Raw genomic sequence first — 15,287 nt, forward strand, 5'->3', positions numbered from 1 at the left:
GGTTTATAATTAATTTTGAAATACGAAAGTTGCAAATACACAGATTAAGAAATACAGACATTAACAAAGGGGAAATGGAAGATGAGAAACCCTGAAATGGTCATTGAGCACCGAGGCAACACAGGCTGCTTTTCTCAAGGCAGCTTCAACCAATTGCTCGCGGTCATGAAAGATCGCCACATTCCTGAAGGTGCGCATCTGTTTTGGGAGGGCGATACGTCAGACAAAATCTTTTATCTGAAGCAAGGCCGCGTCAAAATCACGAAAACGACGGATGAAGGTAAAGAACTCATCCTCTATATGTATCAGACTGGCGACCTGATCAGTCAGGCGGACCCTTTCTTTGGTACCAAACACAGCTTTTCAGCCGAGGTGCTGGAAGACAGCGACGTAGGCGTGATCGATCACCATGACCTGGAGCTCCTCATTTGCCAGCACTGTGACTTCGCTATTGATTTCCTTAAATGGATGGGAGCTCATCACCGGATTACCCAAACCAAATTCCGTGACCTCATGCTCTATGGCAAGCCCGGCGCCCTGTGCTCCACCCTGATCCGTCTATACAACACTTATGGCGAGCCTCATGGCGAAGACGTGGTGATCAATAAAAAAATTACCCATACCGATCTATCCAACATGATTGGCGCTACACGGGAGAGCGTCAACCGCATGCTGAGCGATCTGCGCAAAAAAGGAGCCGTCGATTATGCTGGGGGCCTGATCGTGATTAAAAATTTGGAAATGCTGCAGGGGGTCTGCCACTGCGAGCTCTGTCCGAAAGAAATCTGCCGCATTTAGTGAACAAAAACACCATTTATACAACAAATGTTCATCTGGACATTAACAGCACCTCTCTATCAAATTAGAGGGTGCTGTTACTTTTTTGCAATAACCTCACAATAAACGGAGTAATAGTTCTGGTATCTAAAACAACGGAGGATCCTACCACATCAGCACCTATGCTTAGAATCAGCGCCCATCGATGTAATTCACAGAAGCCAGACCGCGTTTAGCGAAAGTTTAATCTGTATTAGCTGCCGTTACTTTTTCGAGAAGATCATCCAAACTCATACCAGAAATATTGTCTTCGATCGAATCTTCAATCTCGTTGTGTATCATAACCTTATTTAGTTGTATATCTTCGCTAACTCCTCCAGCCCCAATTAAATTGCTTTGGAGTTTAACGGAGTTATTATCGTTAATTGTTACGGAGAACGGCTCTATTGCCTCGTAAAAATTATTAAATTCCTTGTTATGTTTAAGGAACACCTTCTGTGTGTTTGATATTTTTTTCGAATTTATCTTATTATTTCAATATATGCAAAGATTTTAAGGAGGTATTTTCATGAAAAGTATAATTATGATAGTATTGATCGCTATACTTACAGGATGCGGCGAACAAAATGTCGGGGATAAGACGACGAGTACTGGCGATATTTTAGCGAATGAGATGATACAGAAAGATGCTTCTGCAGATTTCTTTATACTTAATGATCGAGTGTATGTAAGAAAAGAGGAAATCCAAGATGGTACGGACAAATTAGGTGAATTGGTAGGGTCGATCGAAAGCAATTATTCAACAGAGGGGAAATTTAAGAATTTAATGTCTACGAGGCTTTCGATAGGAACAGAAATCTACCGATTCAAAAACAAAAATACAACGGATCAGGTTATTGCTAAAGAGAATGATAAGCTAATTATTTACGAGGCTCTATCCGAAGGTTGATAATAAGAGATTCCCAGAGATATTGGCAGGCTGCAGGAGCGTATATTTCAGGGTTCGGCTTTCGAGCTACCGATGGGTAGCCCTTATGCCGAGCGCAATCCCTCACACGACTAAAGCCGTGTGTCTCCATGCGCGTTTGATGAAATAAACCAGTAAGCCATGCCCACAAAAACTCCGCCGCCAACGATATTCCCGAGCGTTACGGGAATCATATTGTGCAGCCACCCTGCCAATGTTACCGTTTCGGGGTGGTTGGGCAGAACAAGAGCCACCGAAAGCAGCGTCATATTGGCTACACTGTGCTCATACCCGCTGGCGATAAAGGCGAACAAGCACCACCAAATCAATACAAGCTTGGCCGCCTCGCTTTTTGCTCGTCCGGCCATCCACAGCGCTAGGCATACAAGCCAGTTGCACAGAATACCGCGGAAGAACAGATCAGAGAACGGCAGACTCATCTTCTTCGCGGCAGCGGTGAAAATCAGATGATCGGATGCGGCTTCTCGGAACAAGCCGGTGCCTGAAATGAGCAGCGCCAGCAGCACAGCTCCCACCAAATTACCCAGAAAGACCACAATCCAGTTTTTAGTCGTATCTCCCACTGTTGTGCGTCCTGCCAGCGTACTGATGGTAAAGAACATATTGTTGCCTGTAAACAGCTCCGAACCTGCGAAGACGACCAGCGTCAGAGCAATGCCGAAGGACGCCCCCATAATCAAGGGCTGCAGCGGTGATTGGATAGCCGCAAGCGGCGCACCCAAGGTAAAGATCAGAATAATGCCAAGCCCTACATAGGCTCCCGCAAGTACAGCTGCAAGCGCATAGCGGGTCAGGCTTTCATTCATTTTATTCTTTTTGTTGACTGCTGTTTCAATGACGTTCTCTACTTCCTGTGCAAACATGGTGATCTCCCCTATTTCTTTGCTGTCCGTCTCGGCGTAAATATTATTGCGGTATTGAAAGGACAACCTGGCCGTGCAGCAACTGAACGGGATAAGTCCGCACCTGGCCATGGTCGGGGGCCTGTACCTCGCCCGAGACAAGATCAATCTTCCAATCATATAAAGGATCATAGATAAAATGACCGGATACGATGGCCTCGGCGAGCGGACCGCCTTTGGGGTGCGGATTGCGGTTATCGACCGCATACACCTGTTCATCCGAGGTGCGGAAGATGGCAATCTCCCGGTCAAACAACTGCACGACCCGCCCAATCCGCTGCTGGAACTCTTCTAAGGGGCCAACCGTTACTGTATGCATTGAATCTCCTCCTGCTTATTTGTTTTTGCTTCGGCATTTATATTGCGGGCTCTTTATGCTCGAACAGCAGACCACGTTTTTGAGGATCGCGCAGCAGCTTCTTCCAAGGATCTTCAACCTGGGTAAGAGCAAATTCAATGCGCTCCAGCAATGCTTTCCGATTTTCGGTATCTTCAACGATCTGTGCCCGGATCGTATCGATCCCCATACGCTCTACCCATTCGGATGTGCGCTCCAGATAATTAGCCGTCTCACGATATAGCTGCATTACGGCACCGCAGATTTCGACCAGCTCATCATCGAATTTCACCTTGCAGAGCGAATCCACAAGCCGAGCCTTGATGCCCCCGTTGCCGCCGATAAAAATTTCCCAGCCCCCGTCATTACCGACGATTCCGATATCCTTGGTGCAGGACTCGGCACAGTTGCGCGGACACCCGTTCACGGCAAACTTGAACTTGGCCGGCAGATCAAGGCGCTCAAATTTGCGCTCCAGCCGCGCTCCCATCCCCATGGAGTCCTGTGTGCCAAAACGGCAGAATTGCGAGCCGACGCAGGTTTTCACCGTGCGCAGAGATTTGGCGTAGGCGTAACCTGAAGGCATATCCAGTTCCTCCCATACCTTCGGCAGATCTTCTTTCTTTACTCCGATCAGGTCGAGCCGCTGACCGCCTGTCACCTTGACGACCTTAACATCATATTTTAACGACACATCCGCAATCCGCTTCAAATCCTCCGGTGTAGTGACACCGCCATACATGCGAGGAACGACCGTAAACGTGCCGTCCTTCTGGATATTAGCGCTCATGCGTTCGTTAACAAAGCGGGACTCCGCTTCATCTTCATACGTTTCGGGATATATCATGCCAAGATAATAGTTCAGGGCAGGCCGACATTTGGAACAGCCTTCCGGCTGGGACCAGCCCAGTACATGCATCACTTCCCGGATGCTCTGCAGCCCCTTCGCCTTAATCTCCGCAACAATTTCATCCCGGTTCAGCGTGGTACAAGTGCAAATTCCTTTTTGGGCACCAGCCGCAAAACCATCCCCCAGCACAAATTTCAAAATATCCTCCACGACCGGCTTACAGCCGCCACATGAGCGGGTAGCTCCAGTGCATGCCTTGATTTCTTCCACACTGGACAGACCCTGCTCCGTAATCGCCTGCACAATCGCCTGTTTGGTCACTCCGTTGCAGCCGCATACGATTTCATCATCTGACATCGTTTCCACGGAAGCCGCCTTGGCCCCGCCGCCGCAGCAGCCAGTCCCCATAATGGACGCATAAATCTCATCATTCATTTCGGCCTGCTGTCGCACCAGCTTCTGCAGATTGGCGGATTCGGTCACATCCCCGAACAGCACAGCGCCAACGATTTGATTGCCGCGAAGCAGCACCTTTTTATAAGTCCGCTTCCAGTCGTCTTTTGCCGAAATGACCGTATGTTCACCTGTTTCAATGAATTCTCCCGCCGAGAATACGTCCACCCCCGAAATCTTCAGTTTGGTGGATACGACAGAGCCTTCATACGGCTTCGTATCCACACTGCATAAATGCTTTGCCAATACGAGGCCCTGCTCGAACAGCGGAGCCACCAGACCGTAACATACACCTCTATGCTCGACACACTCACCGACCGCATAAACACCGGGCAGAGAGGTCTGCATGTAATCGTCAACAATAATGCCTCTGTTCACCGCCATGCCGCTTCCTGCGGCCACTGCAGTATTCGGCTGAATGCCTACCGCCATGACCACAAAGTCTGCATCCAGGCGACTGCCGTCTTTGAACAGCAGTCCGTTCACCCGCTGCTCCCCGGTTAATTCCACCGTCTGCTTGCCCATGGCAAATTTAATGCCCTGACGTTCCAGCTCGGCCTGCAGCATGGCTGAGGCAGGATGATCCAACTGACGCTCCATCAGATCGTCCATCAAATGAACGACGGTTACGTCCATACCCAGATTAACAAGTCCCTTAGCGGCCTCCAGACCAAGTAGACCTCCGCCGATGACCGCGGCCTTGTCGTAGGAAGCGGCGGCCTCCATCATCCGGTGGCAATCCGCAATATCCCTGAAGCCAACAACACCTTCCTTATCAATTCCAGGAATAGGCAGCATGAACGGCTTCGATCCAGTTGCTATAATCAGCTTGTCATACGAGATTACGAGCCCTGTATCTGTATGAACCTTTCGATCCTCGGCGTCGATCCGCGTAACCGCTGTCCCTGTATGAAGCTGTATCCCATTCTGCTCATACCAGCTCCAATCGTTTAAAATAATGTCGTCAATAGTCTTCGTGCCCTCCAGCACGTAGGAAAGCATGATCCGGTTATAGTTCGGATGCGGCTCACTGCCAATGATCTCAATATCATAATGACCGCCAAGCTTAATCATTTGCTCCAATGTTCCAATGCCGGCCATTCCGTTGCCGACGACGACAAGTTTCTCCCGTGCTGTACTCATCTGAGTGCCTCCCCTCAAGCCATGCCGTTTCTCAATCCTATATCTGACATCGCTTGTTATATAATTAAGGCAAGTATAACGAATTTTCTTTATTCCTTTTGTGATTTTCGTCACAAATACAGCGTATGTATTTCAAAATTTATTTTAAAACAACAAGAAAAAAGAGCCCTCCCTGGACTCTTCAACATTTTCTCCTATTCAGCAACCTATTCAATCCACTCTTCAGCCCAAGATTGGATTTGCTCCATAACCGGGCGAAGCGCATGTCCCTTCGACGTCAGCTCATACTCGATACGAACCGGCGTTTCCGGATATACATGCCGTATCAAGATACCCTCGCTCTCCAGATCCTTCATTCTTTCCGACAGCATCTTATCACTCATGGACGGAATGAGATTCGAGATATCTTTAAATCTTTTCGGTCCGCTCATCAAAGACTGGATAATAAGTCCGTTCCATCGTTTGCCCAAAAAGGAAAATGCCGATTCAAATCTCGGACACATTCCTGACAGTTGTTGATCCTCCATCATTTTTCACCTCTTTACAGGTCCGCTTGACAATACTTTCATTTTGTTAGTATATATCACATTATCATATTTTATGCGCAAATAAAAGGAGTTGCAAGTCTTTTCGCCGATAAGTGAAATAAAGGAACTATTTTATCCTATTCATTACCCGCCCGGCGCCGCTGTTACTCATCAACTTTCTAATGCAAAAAAACAGGCGGAACCCCAGAGGCTCCGCCTGCCGTATATGCCGTGGCAAATTGCAACACTGATTGCCTAGCAGCTTCCATCCCGTCAGACAAGAATTTCTTTAAAAGGACGCACCGGTTCGGATTTTCCAAACACATTTGATGTCTTGCGCGCCGGATAGGCCCATTTCACCGCATTGGAGATTACCTTCAGAACGTCCGGCTGGTAGTACGTCGGATAGGTTTCATGGCCAGGACGGAAGTAGAAGATCTTGCCGGATCCCCGGCGGAACGTACAGCCGCTGCGGAATACTTCTCCTCCTTGGAAGTTGCTTACGAATACTAGCTCATCTGGAGTCGGAATATCGAAAAATTCACCGTACATCTCTTCCTGATCGAGCACGATTTTGGATTCCACGCCCTCCGCAATCGGATGGGACGGATTCACACACCAGACAATTTCCTGTTCTCCGGCTACCCTCCATTTCAGATCGCAACTGGTTCCCATTAATGTCTTGAACGGTTTAGAGAAATGTCCTGAGTGCAGAACGATGAATCCCATACCTTGTTGGACACGCTGAACCACCTTAGCTGTAATTTCATCACTAACCCGGTCATGGGCCATATGCCCCCACCAGATCAGCACATCCGTCGTATTCAACACCTCGTCAGTCAAGCCATGCTCAGGCTGATCAAGCGTAGCAGTCCGGATGGCGAAGCCTTCCCCAGCCAACCCAGCGGCAATCGCTGTGTGCAGTCCGTCCGGATATACCGCTTTTACTTGATCGTGAATTTTCTCATGGACGTATTCGTTCCAGATGGTGACGTTTATCATAAGCTTGCTCCCCCTAATGGTTTAAACCCACCACATATCTCCCAATGGTTCATCCATTATAATAGGTTGAAGATTGTGGACGGCTTTTGTAAAGCCTTCTTCAATCGACATCAGACCGTCTTCGTGCTCAATGCTTACCACATAATCATAACCGACAAGCCGCAGTGCGCTTAAAATATCAGCCCAGGTCTTTATATCATGACCATAGCCTACCGTTCGGAACTGCCACGCTCGGTCAAGCATTTGAGAGTAGCTCTGCATATCCGTAATTCCATGTTTATTTACATTCACCGGGTCAATGGTCGTATCCTTGGCATGGAAATGGTGAATTGCGTTTTCGCGGCCCAAAATATGAACTGCCTGTACCGGATCGATTCCCTGCCACCACATATGGCTCGGGTCCAGGTTGGCTCCGATCACTTCACCCGCCGCCTCGCGCAGACGCAGCAGGGTTGCCGGTGTGTGCACTGAGAAGCCGCCGTGCAGCTCCAGCCCAATCTTCACGTGGTGATCAGACGCAAATTTGCCCGTTTCCGTCCAATAAGGAATAACCTTGTTCTCCCACTGCCATTTCAGAATTTCCTGATAATCATTCGGCCATGGAGCCACCGGCCAGTTCGGATACTTGGCATCCTCATGATCGCCCGGACAACCTGAAAAGGTGTTAACAACAGGCACCTCAAGCTTCTCTGCCAGCAGCACGGAGTTAATAAAGTCCTCGTGATCCGCTTGCGCCAGCTTCTTCTGGGGATGCAGCGGATTGCCATGGCAGCTCAGTGCACTGATGATCAGGCCACGGGATTCCACCGCCCTCTTGAAGTTTTTGAGTGCTGTTTCATTTTCCAGCAGCTCCGCAGGCTTGCAGTGCTTATTGCCCGGATTGCCACCCGTGCCGATTTCAACAGCCTTCACTCCTCTGGATGCCGCAAAATCAAGCGCCTCCTCGAGCGATCTGTCACCGAACAATACCATGAATACTCCGAGTTTCATGCTTCACGCCTCCTTGTACGTATACTAATATAAGCTGCTTCATCTGCAACAAACAGGTTGCATTTACTCAAAGTATACGGCTTTGCCTGTCCGGGCCGACTCGTAGATAGCCTCCAGAATTTCCGTAACGACAAGCGCCTGCTCCGGTTTCACCAACGGCTCGGTATCGTTCTGCACGGCCTCTAGCCACAAGCGGGCCTCGCGGTCGGCATCCGTCTCCTTTTCACCGGAATAGAAGGCCACGCCCCCCGCTCCAAGATCGATCTTGGTCTCGTACAGTCTGCTGTTTTTCTCACCGTTAATGCGCAGTCCGTCCTGCATATCCGCTCCGCCTTCCGTTCCGCACAGTAGCGACTTGGCCTCACCGAACTCGGACACGTTGAGCGCCCAACTGGATTCCAGCACAATGGTCGCCCCGTTCTCCATCGTAATAAAGCCGAAGGCGGAGTCCTCAACCTTGAACTGCTCCGGATCCCACGGTCCGAAGGCGTTGGCCGCATTTTCGCGATGGCCGAGCTTGTGGAATGTGGAGCCCATGACGCTCTTCGGCTTGTAATTGTCCATCAGCCACAGAGTCAGATCGAGTGCATGGGTGCCGATATCAATCAGCGGTCCGCCCCCCTGCTTCTCTTCATCCAGAAATACGCCCCAGGTAGGCACAGCGCGGCGACGCAGAGCGAGGGCTTTACCGAAGTAGATCTCACCGAGATCGCCGTTTTCACACATTTCCTTTAAATACAGACTGTCATCACGGAAACGGTTTTGATAGGCAATCGACAGCTTGTTACCTGTTCGCTTGGCCGCTTCCAGCATCTCACGAGCCTGTGCGGACGTTTTTGCCATCGGCTTTTCACACATCACGTGTTTGCCCGCTTCGAGTGATGCAACCGTAATTTCGGAATGGGAATCATTCGGCGTGCAGACGTGGACCACGTCGAAGCCTCCGCTCTTCAGCATTTCCTGATAGTCATCGTACACCTTGGCACCTTCGGCACCATACTCGGCAGCGGCTTTTTCAGCGCGCTCTTTAATAATGTCACAGAATGCGATCATTTCGGCGTTTGCTTGTTTGGCCAAGCTTGGCATATGTTTGCCGTTTGCGATACCTCCGCATCCGACAATTGCGATTTTTACCGTGTTAGACATTGACTTGCCCTCCCTGATTGGCGTATTCCTTAATCCATTGTATGCTTGTTTCGATGCTTTGAATTGGTGGATTGGCACAGTGATCCTGCTCCACTACAATCCAATCTACGCCCGCTCCAACCGCTGCATCGGCAATGGCGGACAGATTAACCTCTCCCTTGCCGAGCTCTACAGTAACCGCGTTGCCCTCCTCATTCCTGCTCATATCCTTAAGGTGAATAATCGGTAGACGTCCGGTGTAGCGAGCTATATATTCAACAGGGTCATATCCTCCGTAATGCACCCAGCAGGTATCCATTTCCACTTGCAGAACATCCGCAGAAACAGTCTCGTACATAACGTCGAAAACAGGCTTGCCGTCCAGCTCTTCAGTCAGTTCGAACTCATGGTTATGATAACAAAGAACCAGACCTGCTTCTTTCAAGGCAGTCCCGATTTTAGCCAGATTGTCAAAAACTTCACTCCATTGTCTTTCCTCTTCGGTCAGATAAGGAACCACCAGATACTTGTTGCCGACGGCTTTGTGATAAGCGATTTCTTCATCCAGATGATCAACTAGTCTTTGATAAGCGACATGAGTCCCCAATATCTCCAGTCCCAGTTCGTCAAGCAGCGCCTTGACTTCCTCCGCGGTGCGTCCGAAGAAGGTGTGAAACTCCACTCCCTGGTAGCCGAGTGCAGCCACCTTGCGGAGCGTTCCTTCAAAATCCTGTTCAAGCTGATCCCTTACTGTGTACAACTGCAAGCCGATCTTTGCCATTTTCTTATCCTCCCGACTAATTATGATTGTTCCGCAGACATTACTTCTGTTCCATAGTACAGCTCTTCACTTGGTTCGTAAGTGCTCTCCAGATTGATATGTCTGCCCTCCATAGAAGAACGCTGAAACGCATGCATCGCTTCAAGCACATGGTAGCCAAGCTCCGCGCTGGCGCGGTGGGGCCGGCCCGCTCGCATGGCCGTAATCATCTCATTGGCACCCAGCCCCCGCTCATTGCTTGAGCATTCGAACAGGGGAGCAACGGTCCGCCATTCTTCCTCGCCGAATTTTCGCAATCTGACTTCTCCATTGAACTCATTCGGGTCCGGAACACTGAGTATCCCCTCGGTTCCATATATTTCAATCCGTGGAAGATCAGAGGCTCCCCGGATATCGAAGCTCGTAATCATAGTGACCATAGCTCCGTTTACAAAATCCAGCGTTCCCGACAGATGTGTCGGTGTCTGTACCTGAAGCGGTGTTCCGCTCTTCGGTCCACTATGAATCTTGCGGCCCGGAATCTGGATGCCTGCCGAGGCGCTGATCCGCCGGATCGGGCCCAGTAAATTAACGAGGGCCGTCAGGTAATAAGGTCCCATGTCGAACATCGGGCCACCGCCGGAAGCATAAAAAAATTCCGGATCATGATGCCACCATTCCGGACCCTCACCCATGAAGAAGGCCGTCGCGGCAACCGGGCTGCCGATCAGCCCTTCCTTGATCGCGGATCGTGCGGTCTGAATGCCAGCTCCCAGAAACGTATCGGGTGCGCAGCCGACCCGGAGCCCTTTCTCTCTAGCCAGATCAGCGACCTGCTTCCCGTCCTCTAGCGATACAGCAAGCGGCTTTTCGCTGTATACATGCTTGCCAGCTTCCAGCACCGCCAGATCGGTCAGCGCATGACTACCGGGAACCGTAAGGTTGAACACCAGCTCGACCTCTTGACTATGAATAAGCTGGTCTACGGTGTATACGCTTCCAATACCAAATTGATTCGCCCTTTCTTCTGCACGATCTACCAGCAAGTCAGCTACTGCCACTACTTCGATAAAAGGACTTTTCTTGAGATTCGCCAGATATACGGCACTGATATTACCGCAGCCGATAATACCCGCCTTAACTCTCTTCACGATGTTCTCACTCCTTATGCTGCATTAAAAGCAGGTTCAATCTAGTTGTTATAGTATTCCTAAACCATTTCAATTAAAATGAATAATATGATTAAAACATGAACAATCTGGTCAATATTTCAAAAAAACTTTTTTCTGATCTCAAACGTTATTCCGTTGTACTGCTGCAGGAGAATTTTGTTCATAAGGAGACGTCGTTATGTCCACAATTGAACCGTGCCAAGTTTTGACCGCAGGGTTCTCGTTTCATCGCAAGCCCTTTCACCAAACCCAGCCGGAAGGCATCAAAAACTATCTCTTCCGCCTTCAGACAGACGGAAGATGCAAAGCGCGCATTGGAGACGAAATGGTAAGGATCGAATCGGGGGACCTGCTGCTGTTCAACCCCACCGAGCCGTACGAATTGAAAATCGACACCGAGCTCAATCCGATGGGCGAACAGACCATCGAAAGCGGTGATTATCATATTTTCTTTGCAGGAGCATGGGTCGACGAATGGTGGAACCGTCACAAACGGCCGACCAAAATCAGAGTCCAGCTCACGGAGTCGCTGCTGGGATTATTCCGCCAGATCGTCATGGAGCAGCGCCGGATTTCCAATCCGTACCCAGAGATTTCGGAATACTATATGAAAATACTCTGCCTGGAAATTGACAGACTTCTCGCTGAGCATCCGGCATCGTCCCACCAAAGCTATCTCGCTTACCGGATCAAGAACTATATTGAAGAGAACGCCTCATCCGCCTTCAAGCTGGAGGATGTTGCGGCCCATATCGGTATCAGCGTATCGCGGGCCGTTCACCTCTTCAAGGAAACCTTCGAAACAAGCATTATGCAGTATACGCTTGACGTCCGGCTCAATATGGCGAGGGAGCGCATTATTTTTAGCCCCATGTCGCTGGAACAGGCGGCCGAATCATCGGGTTTTGCTAATTACACGTATTTCCATCGCGTGTTCCGTTCCCGATTTAGAATGTCGCCTAAGGAATTCAGGAGCATTCACAGAGAGCATCTTTGACATCAATTTTCCGATAATCCGGCTATAATGAAAAAGCGTATGAAGGTCTGCTCCATCTTGGAAGCAGCTCCGTCATACGCTTTCTAACGACCTATCCTTTCTTCGGCCTTCCTTGAATCCGTTCCGACACGACCATCGCGAGATCGTCGTTGCCGAACATGGAAAGCACGCCAAGCACGGTATCATCCGGAATTGGCCCTGCCTCCTCTTTCGGTACCGTCAGCTCCAGCACCCGCTGCAGACGGTCATTCTGCTCCTGTCCGGGATAAGCCTGTTCGTACAACTCCTGCGGGTCCAGCCCTTCATTGACACACCACTGGGCAAATACGAGAATCATCATGTCCTCTTCCTGCCGATAACTTTCGACAACCATGTCCTCCACCGTTTGCAGGCGGTTCTTATCACTCATCTGCTTCTCTCCTTGTTGATCTGTATCATCATCCGAGCAGACGCTCAGCTAATATATGCGATTCCAGAGCCAGTCCTGCCCGGATACTGCACTGCTCCGGTGTATGGATGTTGTCCAGAAAATGGTTTACCGCCCCTGTAAAGCCGCGCCGATGCAAAATCGTGTCCCAGCTTCCGAAGCCGCTTGCCTGCGGCCGCCGCCCTTTCTCATACAACACGGCTTGCTCCATTTGCGTGACCTCAGCCGACCGGCCGTGGCCGTGAAGCTCCAGCCTCTCGAAATCAACACCAGCCTGTCTGTCCATACTGAACATTCCCGCAGCTACCCCCAGCCTCAGCGCGCCGAATGCACGGGTCAAGCGCCCTTCCTCATCCTGATCCACGCTCGCCTGCAGCAGTTCATAATGATCGCCGCCTAGCCATAGCAAGAGATCCAGCATATGAATTAAATCATCATACACCGTTTCCTTTGCCGGCCGTTGCTGAAGTCCCGTACGATGCTTCACCGCAGCACATTGGCGGATGCCACCCACCTCCTCCAGCCATGCCTTGGCCTGCACGTACTGGGGTGCAAAGCGCCGATTAAAACCTACCCCGAGCAGAACTCCCTGGGCTTCCGCAAAAGCCGCCATTTCCGTCGCTTCCCGCAAATCATAAGAGAGCGGTTTGTCCACGTATACGGCTACACCTTGTTCGATGCACTGCATTACCATATCAAAATGGGCTTCAGTCGCGCTATGTATAAATACAGCGTCCGGCCCCCAGCCCAGCAATTCCTTCAAATCGGTCGTCCCCTGCTTGAATCGGTATTTGCGAAGCATCTGCTGCACCGGCTCCAGAGACCGGTTGTGAATACCGATGACCTCCACGCCCTCATGAGCGGACAGCAAAGGCAGATACACCTTGCGGGCGATATCCCCCAGTCCGGCCACAGCTATCTTTATTTTCTCCATTTCATTCATTTGGCTTCCCCATTTCGTCAACACTTCGGTTTTCTACGTTACAGTGTACCTCCTCTAAGGCCCAAGGGCAATTTCATCCGTAAAAAGACGGTTCCCGCCGGGAACCGTCTTAAGACTGTGCATGATGAATTTATTGGACATAAGTAGCTTATTCGTACATTTTCACTTGCTTCGGATGAGCCGCAGCCTCTTTCGTCTTTTTCTTTTTCATCTGCCAGCCAAGCAGGACAACAGCGGCTACAACGAGCAGTTCAAAGCCGTATTTCAGCACAGGGTTCAGGAACCATGCATGAATCATTGGCTCTTCGATGATCATTTTGGCAGCGGTATAAGCAAGCACTGCGGCTCCGATCGCAATAACTATCGGAAAACGGTCCGTCAGCTTCAGAATAATTGTACTCCCCCACACCATGATCGGTACAGAAATGGCAAGACCAAGAATCACGAGGAACATGTCGCCATGAGCAGCACCTGCCACCGCAAGCACGTTATCAAGCCCCATCATCGCATCAGCAATGATGATGGTACGAATCGCAGCCCACATCTGATTGCCTGCCGAGATTTCATGCTTTTTATCCTCCACTAGCAGCTTATAAGCGATCCATACGAGCAGCAGTCCCCCGATTAGACGAAGACCCGGAATAAGGAGCAAATACGTAACCAGCAGGGTTGCAATTACCCGGATGACAACGGCTCCGACCGTCCCCCAGAAAATAACCTTCTTCTGATCCTCCTTCTGTACATTTCGCGCTGCAAGGCCGATAACGATGGCATTGTCACCCGCGAGCACCAGGTCGATAACAACGATCGACAGGAGGGCCATCCAAAATTCCACTCCAAAAAAATCCATCAAGTTTCCCCACTTTCTCTCTTTATTTTGATATAATTGACATAGTTGCCCGCATCCATGCACAAAAAGCGCCCATTCCTCTTCGATCCGGAACGGCGCTTCCTTGATTTTTGCATCAAAAAAGACCTTTACCCGAATTGAAAAAGAAATCAGGCAAAGGTCTCGCTACAACGCAGGCGTTGCCAATAAAGCCGGGGAAACTTCCCGTAATGACGACTTTACCGCTTAGAGCTACTCCCCTTTGGGAACTATTCTTATTAATGGCAAGTATAGCATACAATCTCGTAGAATGGAACACCAAATTGTTCCGCTGTGGGAAGAGAGGTCACCGGTACGCTGTAGCCCTGCCTGAAAGGTGAGCCAATGAAAAAATGGATTGCTGCCGGAGCCTATGTTTTGCTGCTCGGCTTCGTGTTTATGTACAGATATGATTTGCTGGAATGGACCCAGCAACACGGTTCCCTTCCTGTGCTTCTGGGGTTGGCATTTGGATTCGCGCTCATTCCGTTTGTTCCCTACAAGTTGGTTATTACGACAGCAGCCTATATCACAGGAGCCTGGCAGGCAGCCGTCATTTGCTGGGCAGGAACAACGCTCGCAGCCGCGACCGTCTATTGGGCTGCAAGATCTCTCTTCCGCGATCGAGGCAGGACTTACCTGGAACGTGTACCTGCGCTGCATGCTTTTACGGCGGCAATGGAGCGCCGTCCGTTTACCACCGTTCTGGCCGCCCGCCTAATGCCCGTCATTCCCCAGGCAGCCGTCAATGTCTATGCAGGCGTTGCCGAGTTTCCGTTCCGGGCTTTCATGCTCGCTACAGGCATCGGCAAGTTACCTGGCATTATCATTTATGCTTACGTCGGCAGCCTGCTGACGGACAGACCCATGGCCGGCTTGCTGTTGTTCACCGGCTATACGATGCTTGCAGGATCCATATTATGGATAAGCAGGCTCAAGGCCGGCACCAGACGTTAACGTTCCGGTTGGCCTCGATAACAAAGTAGATTATAATTTAATTGCAAACGATTGAAATCCCACGAATTA

At 50.1% G+C, this 15,287-nt stretch carries 16 protein-coding genes; 4 read left to right on the forward strand and 12 right to left on the reverse strand.

What is annotated here, in order from left to right; translation table 11 throughout:
* The first annotated feature begins 81 nt into the window (after window positions 1-81).
* The gene (locus tag OIN60_RS08305) at window positions 82-798 is read left to right on the forward strand and encodes a Crp/Fnr family transcriptional regulator (protein ID WP_305754396.1); all 717 of its coding nucleotides are present in this window, start codon (window positions 82-84) and stop codon (window positions 796-798) included.
* Between the two features lie 547 nt (window positions 799-1,345).
* The gene (locus tag OIN60_RS08310) at window positions 1,346-1,726 is read left to right on the forward strand and encodes a hypothetical protein (RefSeq protein WP_305754397.1); all 381 of its coding nucleotides are present in this window, start codon (window positions 1,346-1,348) and stop codon (window positions 1,724-1,726) included.
* A 110-nt stretch (window positions 1,727-1,836) separates the two neighbouring features.
* On the opposite strand, the gene OIN60_RS08315 is transcribed toward OIN60_RS08310, so the two are convergent.
* From OIN60_RS08315 to OIN60_RS08355, 9 genes are all read right to left on the reverse strand, one after another.
* A complete protein-coding gene (locus tag OIN60_RS08315) occupies window positions 1,837-2,628 on the reverse strand; it encodes a formate/nitrite transporter family protein (protein WP_305754398.1) in 792 nt (263 codons plus the stop codon).
* A gap of 43 nt (window positions 2,629-2,671) precedes the next feature.
* Window positions 2,672-2,986, reverse strand: a complete 315-nt coding sequence (gene nirD / locus OIN60_RS08320) for a nitrite reductase small subunit NirD (protein ID WP_305754399.1) — start codon at window positions 2,984-2,986, stop codon at window positions 2,672-2,674.
* A 37-nt stretch (window positions 2,987-3,023) separates the two neighbouring features.
* Window positions 3,024-5,450, reverse strand: a complete 2,427-nt coding sequence (gene nirB, locus OIN60_RS08325) for a nitrite reductase large subunit NirB (protein ID WP_305754400.1) — start codon at window positions 5,448-5,450, stop codon at window positions 3,024-3,026.
* A gap of 206 nt (window positions 5,451-5,656) precedes the next feature.
* Window positions 5,657-5,977 (reverse strand): winged helix-turn-helix transcriptional regulator, encoded by a 321-nt coding sequence (locus OIN60_RS08330; RefSeq protein WP_305754640.1) that lies wholly within the window; start codon window positions 5,975-5,977, stop codon window positions 5,657-5,659.
* A 273-nt stretch (window positions 5,978-6,250) separates the two neighbouring features.
* The gene (locus OIN60_RS08335; protein WP_305754401.1) at window positions 6,251-6,979 is read right to left on the reverse strand and encodes a ThuA domain-containing protein; all 729 of its coding nucleotides are present in this window, start codon (window positions 6,977-6,979) and stop codon (window positions 6,251-6,253) included.
* Window positions 6,980-7,000: 21 nt separating this feature from the next.
* Complete coding sequence (locus tag OIN60_RS08340; RefSeq protein ID WP_305754402.1) at window positions 7,001-7,969, reverse strand: sugar phosphate isomerase/epimerase family protein; 969 nt, start codon at window positions 7,967-7,969, stop codon at window positions 7,001-7,003.
* Window positions 7,970-8,032: 63 nt separating this feature from the next.
* Window positions 8,033-9,115, reverse strand: a complete 1,083-nt coding sequence (locus OIN60_RS08345; protein ID WP_305754403.1) for a Gfo/Idh/MocA family protein — start codon at window positions 9,113-9,115, stop codon at window positions 8,033-8,035.
* Window positions 9,108-9,875 (reverse strand): sugar phosphate isomerase/epimerase family protein, encoded by a 768-nt coding sequence (locus tag OIN60_RS08350; RefSeq protein WP_305754404.1) that lies wholly within the window; start codon window positions 9,873-9,875, stop codon window positions 9,108-9,110. The genes OIN60_RS08345 and OIN60_RS08350 overlap by 8 nt, the downstream gene beginning before the upstream one ends.
* Before the next feature lie 20 nt (window positions 9,876-9,895).
* Window positions 9,896-11,005 (reverse strand): Gfo/Idh/MocA family protein, encoded by a 1,110-nt coding sequence (locus tag OIN60_RS08355; protein ID WP_305754405.1) that lies wholly within the window; start codon window positions 11,003-11,005, stop codon window positions 9,896-9,898.
* A gap of 199 nt (window positions 11,006-11,204) precedes the next feature.
* On the opposite strand from OIN60_RS08355, the gene OIN60_RS08360 reads away from it, so the two are divergent.
* Window positions 11,205-12,023, forward strand: coding sequence for an AraC family transcriptional regulator (locus tag OIN60_RS08360; RefSeq protein ID WP_305754406.1), 819 nt, complete (start codon window positions 11,205-11,207; stop codon window positions 12,021-12,023).
* A 91-nt stretch (window positions 12,024-12,114) separates the two neighbouring features.
* On the opposite strand, the gene yxiS is transcribed toward OIN60_RS08360, so the two are convergent.
* The 3 genes from yxiS to OIN60_RS08375 all read right to left on the reverse strand — a co-directional run bounded on the left by yxiS (window position 12,115) and on the right by OIN60_RS08375 (window position 14,243).
* Window positions 12,115-12,432, reverse strand: coding sequence for a protein YxiS (yxiS, locus tag OIN60_RS08365; RefSeq protein WP_305754407.1), 318 nt, complete (start codon window positions 12,430-12,432; stop codon window positions 12,115-12,117).
* 28 nt (window positions 12,433-12,460) lie between these two features.
* On the reverse strand, window positions 12,461-13,393 hold the full coding sequence (locus tag OIN60_RS08370) for a Gfo/Idh/MocA family protein (protein ID WP_305754408.1): 933 nt from the start codon (window positions 13,391-13,393) through the stop codon (window positions 12,461-12,463).
* 148 nt (window positions 13,394-13,541) lie between these two features.
* Window positions 13,542-14,243: a TerC family protein gene (locus OIN60_RS08375; protein ID WP_305754409.1), complete on the reverse strand. Its 702-nt coding sequence runs from the start codon at window positions 14,241-14,243 to the stop codon at window positions 13,542-13,544.
* Between the two features lie 363 nt (window positions 14,244-14,606).
* Here OIN60_RS08375 and OIN60_RS08380 point away from each other — a divergent pair, with 363 nt between their 5' ends.
* Window positions 14,607-15,218 carry a TVP38/TMEM64 family protein gene (locus OIN60_RS08380; RefSeq protein ID WP_305754410.1) on the forward strand — a complete coding sequence of 204 codons (612 nt, stop codon included), beginning with the start codon at window positions 14,607-14,609 and terminating at the stop codon, window positions 15,216-15,218.
* Window positions 15,219-15,287: the final 69 nt, after the last annotated feature.

The organism is Paenibacillus zeirhizosphaerae (genome assembly GCF_030705605.1).
GTDB lineage: Bacteria > Bacillota > Bacilli > Paenibacillales > Paenibacillaceae > Paenibacillus > Paenibacillus zeirhizosphaerae.

Bases quoted from the DNA above. Each gene is read 5' to 3' on its own strand.
- OIN60_RS08305 (WP_305754396.1), top strand. From the start codon at position 82: ATGAGAAACCCTGAAATGGTCATTGAGCACCGAGGCAACACAGGCTGC.
- OIN60_RS08310 (WP_305754397.1), top strand. From the start codon at position 1,346: ATGAAAAGTATAATTATGATAGTATTGATCGCTATACTTACAGGATGC.
- OIN60_RS08315 (WP_305754398.1), bottom strand. From the start codon at position 2,628: ATGTTTGCACAGGAAGTAGAGAACGTCATTGAAACAGCAGTCAACAAA.
- nirD (WP_305754399.1), bottom strand. From the start codon at position 2,986: ATGCATACAGTAACGGTTGGCCCCTTAGAAGAGTTCCAGCAGCGGATT.
- nirB (WP_305754400.1), bottom strand. From the start codon at position 5,450: ATGAGTACAGCACGGGAGAAACTTGTCGTCGTCGGCAACGGAATGGCC.
- OIN60_RS08330 (WP_305754640.1), bottom strand. From the start codon at position 5,977: ATGGAGGATCAACAACTGTCAGGAATGTGTCCGAGATTTGAATCGGCA.
- OIN60_RS08335 (WP_305754401.1), bottom strand. From the start codon at position 6,979: ATGATAAACGTCACCATCTGGAACGAATACGTCCATGAGAAAATTCAC.
- OIN60_RS08340 (WP_305754402.1), bottom strand. From the start codon at position 7,969: ATGAAACTCGGAGTATTCATGGTATTGTTCGGTGACAGATCGCTCGAG.
- OIN60_RS08345 (WP_305754403.1), bottom strand. From the start codon at position 9,115: ATGTCTAACACGGTAAAAATCGCAATTGTCGGATGCGGAGGTATCGCA.
- OIN60_RS08350 (WP_305754404.1), bottom strand. From the start codon at position 9,875: ATGGCAAAGATCGGCTTGCAGTTGTACACAGTAAGGGATCAGCTTGAA.
- OIN60_RS08360 (WP_305754406.1), top strand. From the start codon at position 11,205: ATGTCCACAATTGAACCGTGCCAAGTTTTGACCGCAGGGTTCTCGTTT.
- yxiS (WP_305754407.1), bottom strand. From the start codon at position 12,432: ATGAGTGATAAGAACCGCCTGCAAACGGTGGAGGACATGGTTGTCGAA.
- OIN60_RS08370 (WP_305754408.1), bottom strand. From the start codon at position 13,393: ATGAATGAAATGGAGAAAATAAAGATAGCTGTGGCCGGACTGGGGGAT.
- OIN60_RS08375 (WP_305754409.1), bottom strand. From the start codon at position 14,243: ATGGATTTTTTTGGAGTGGAATTTTGGATGGCCCTCCTGTCGATCGTT.
- OIN60_RS08380 (WP_305754410.1), top strand. From the start codon at position 14,607: ATGAAAAAATGGATTGCTGCCGGAGCCTATGTTTTGCTGCTCGGCTTC.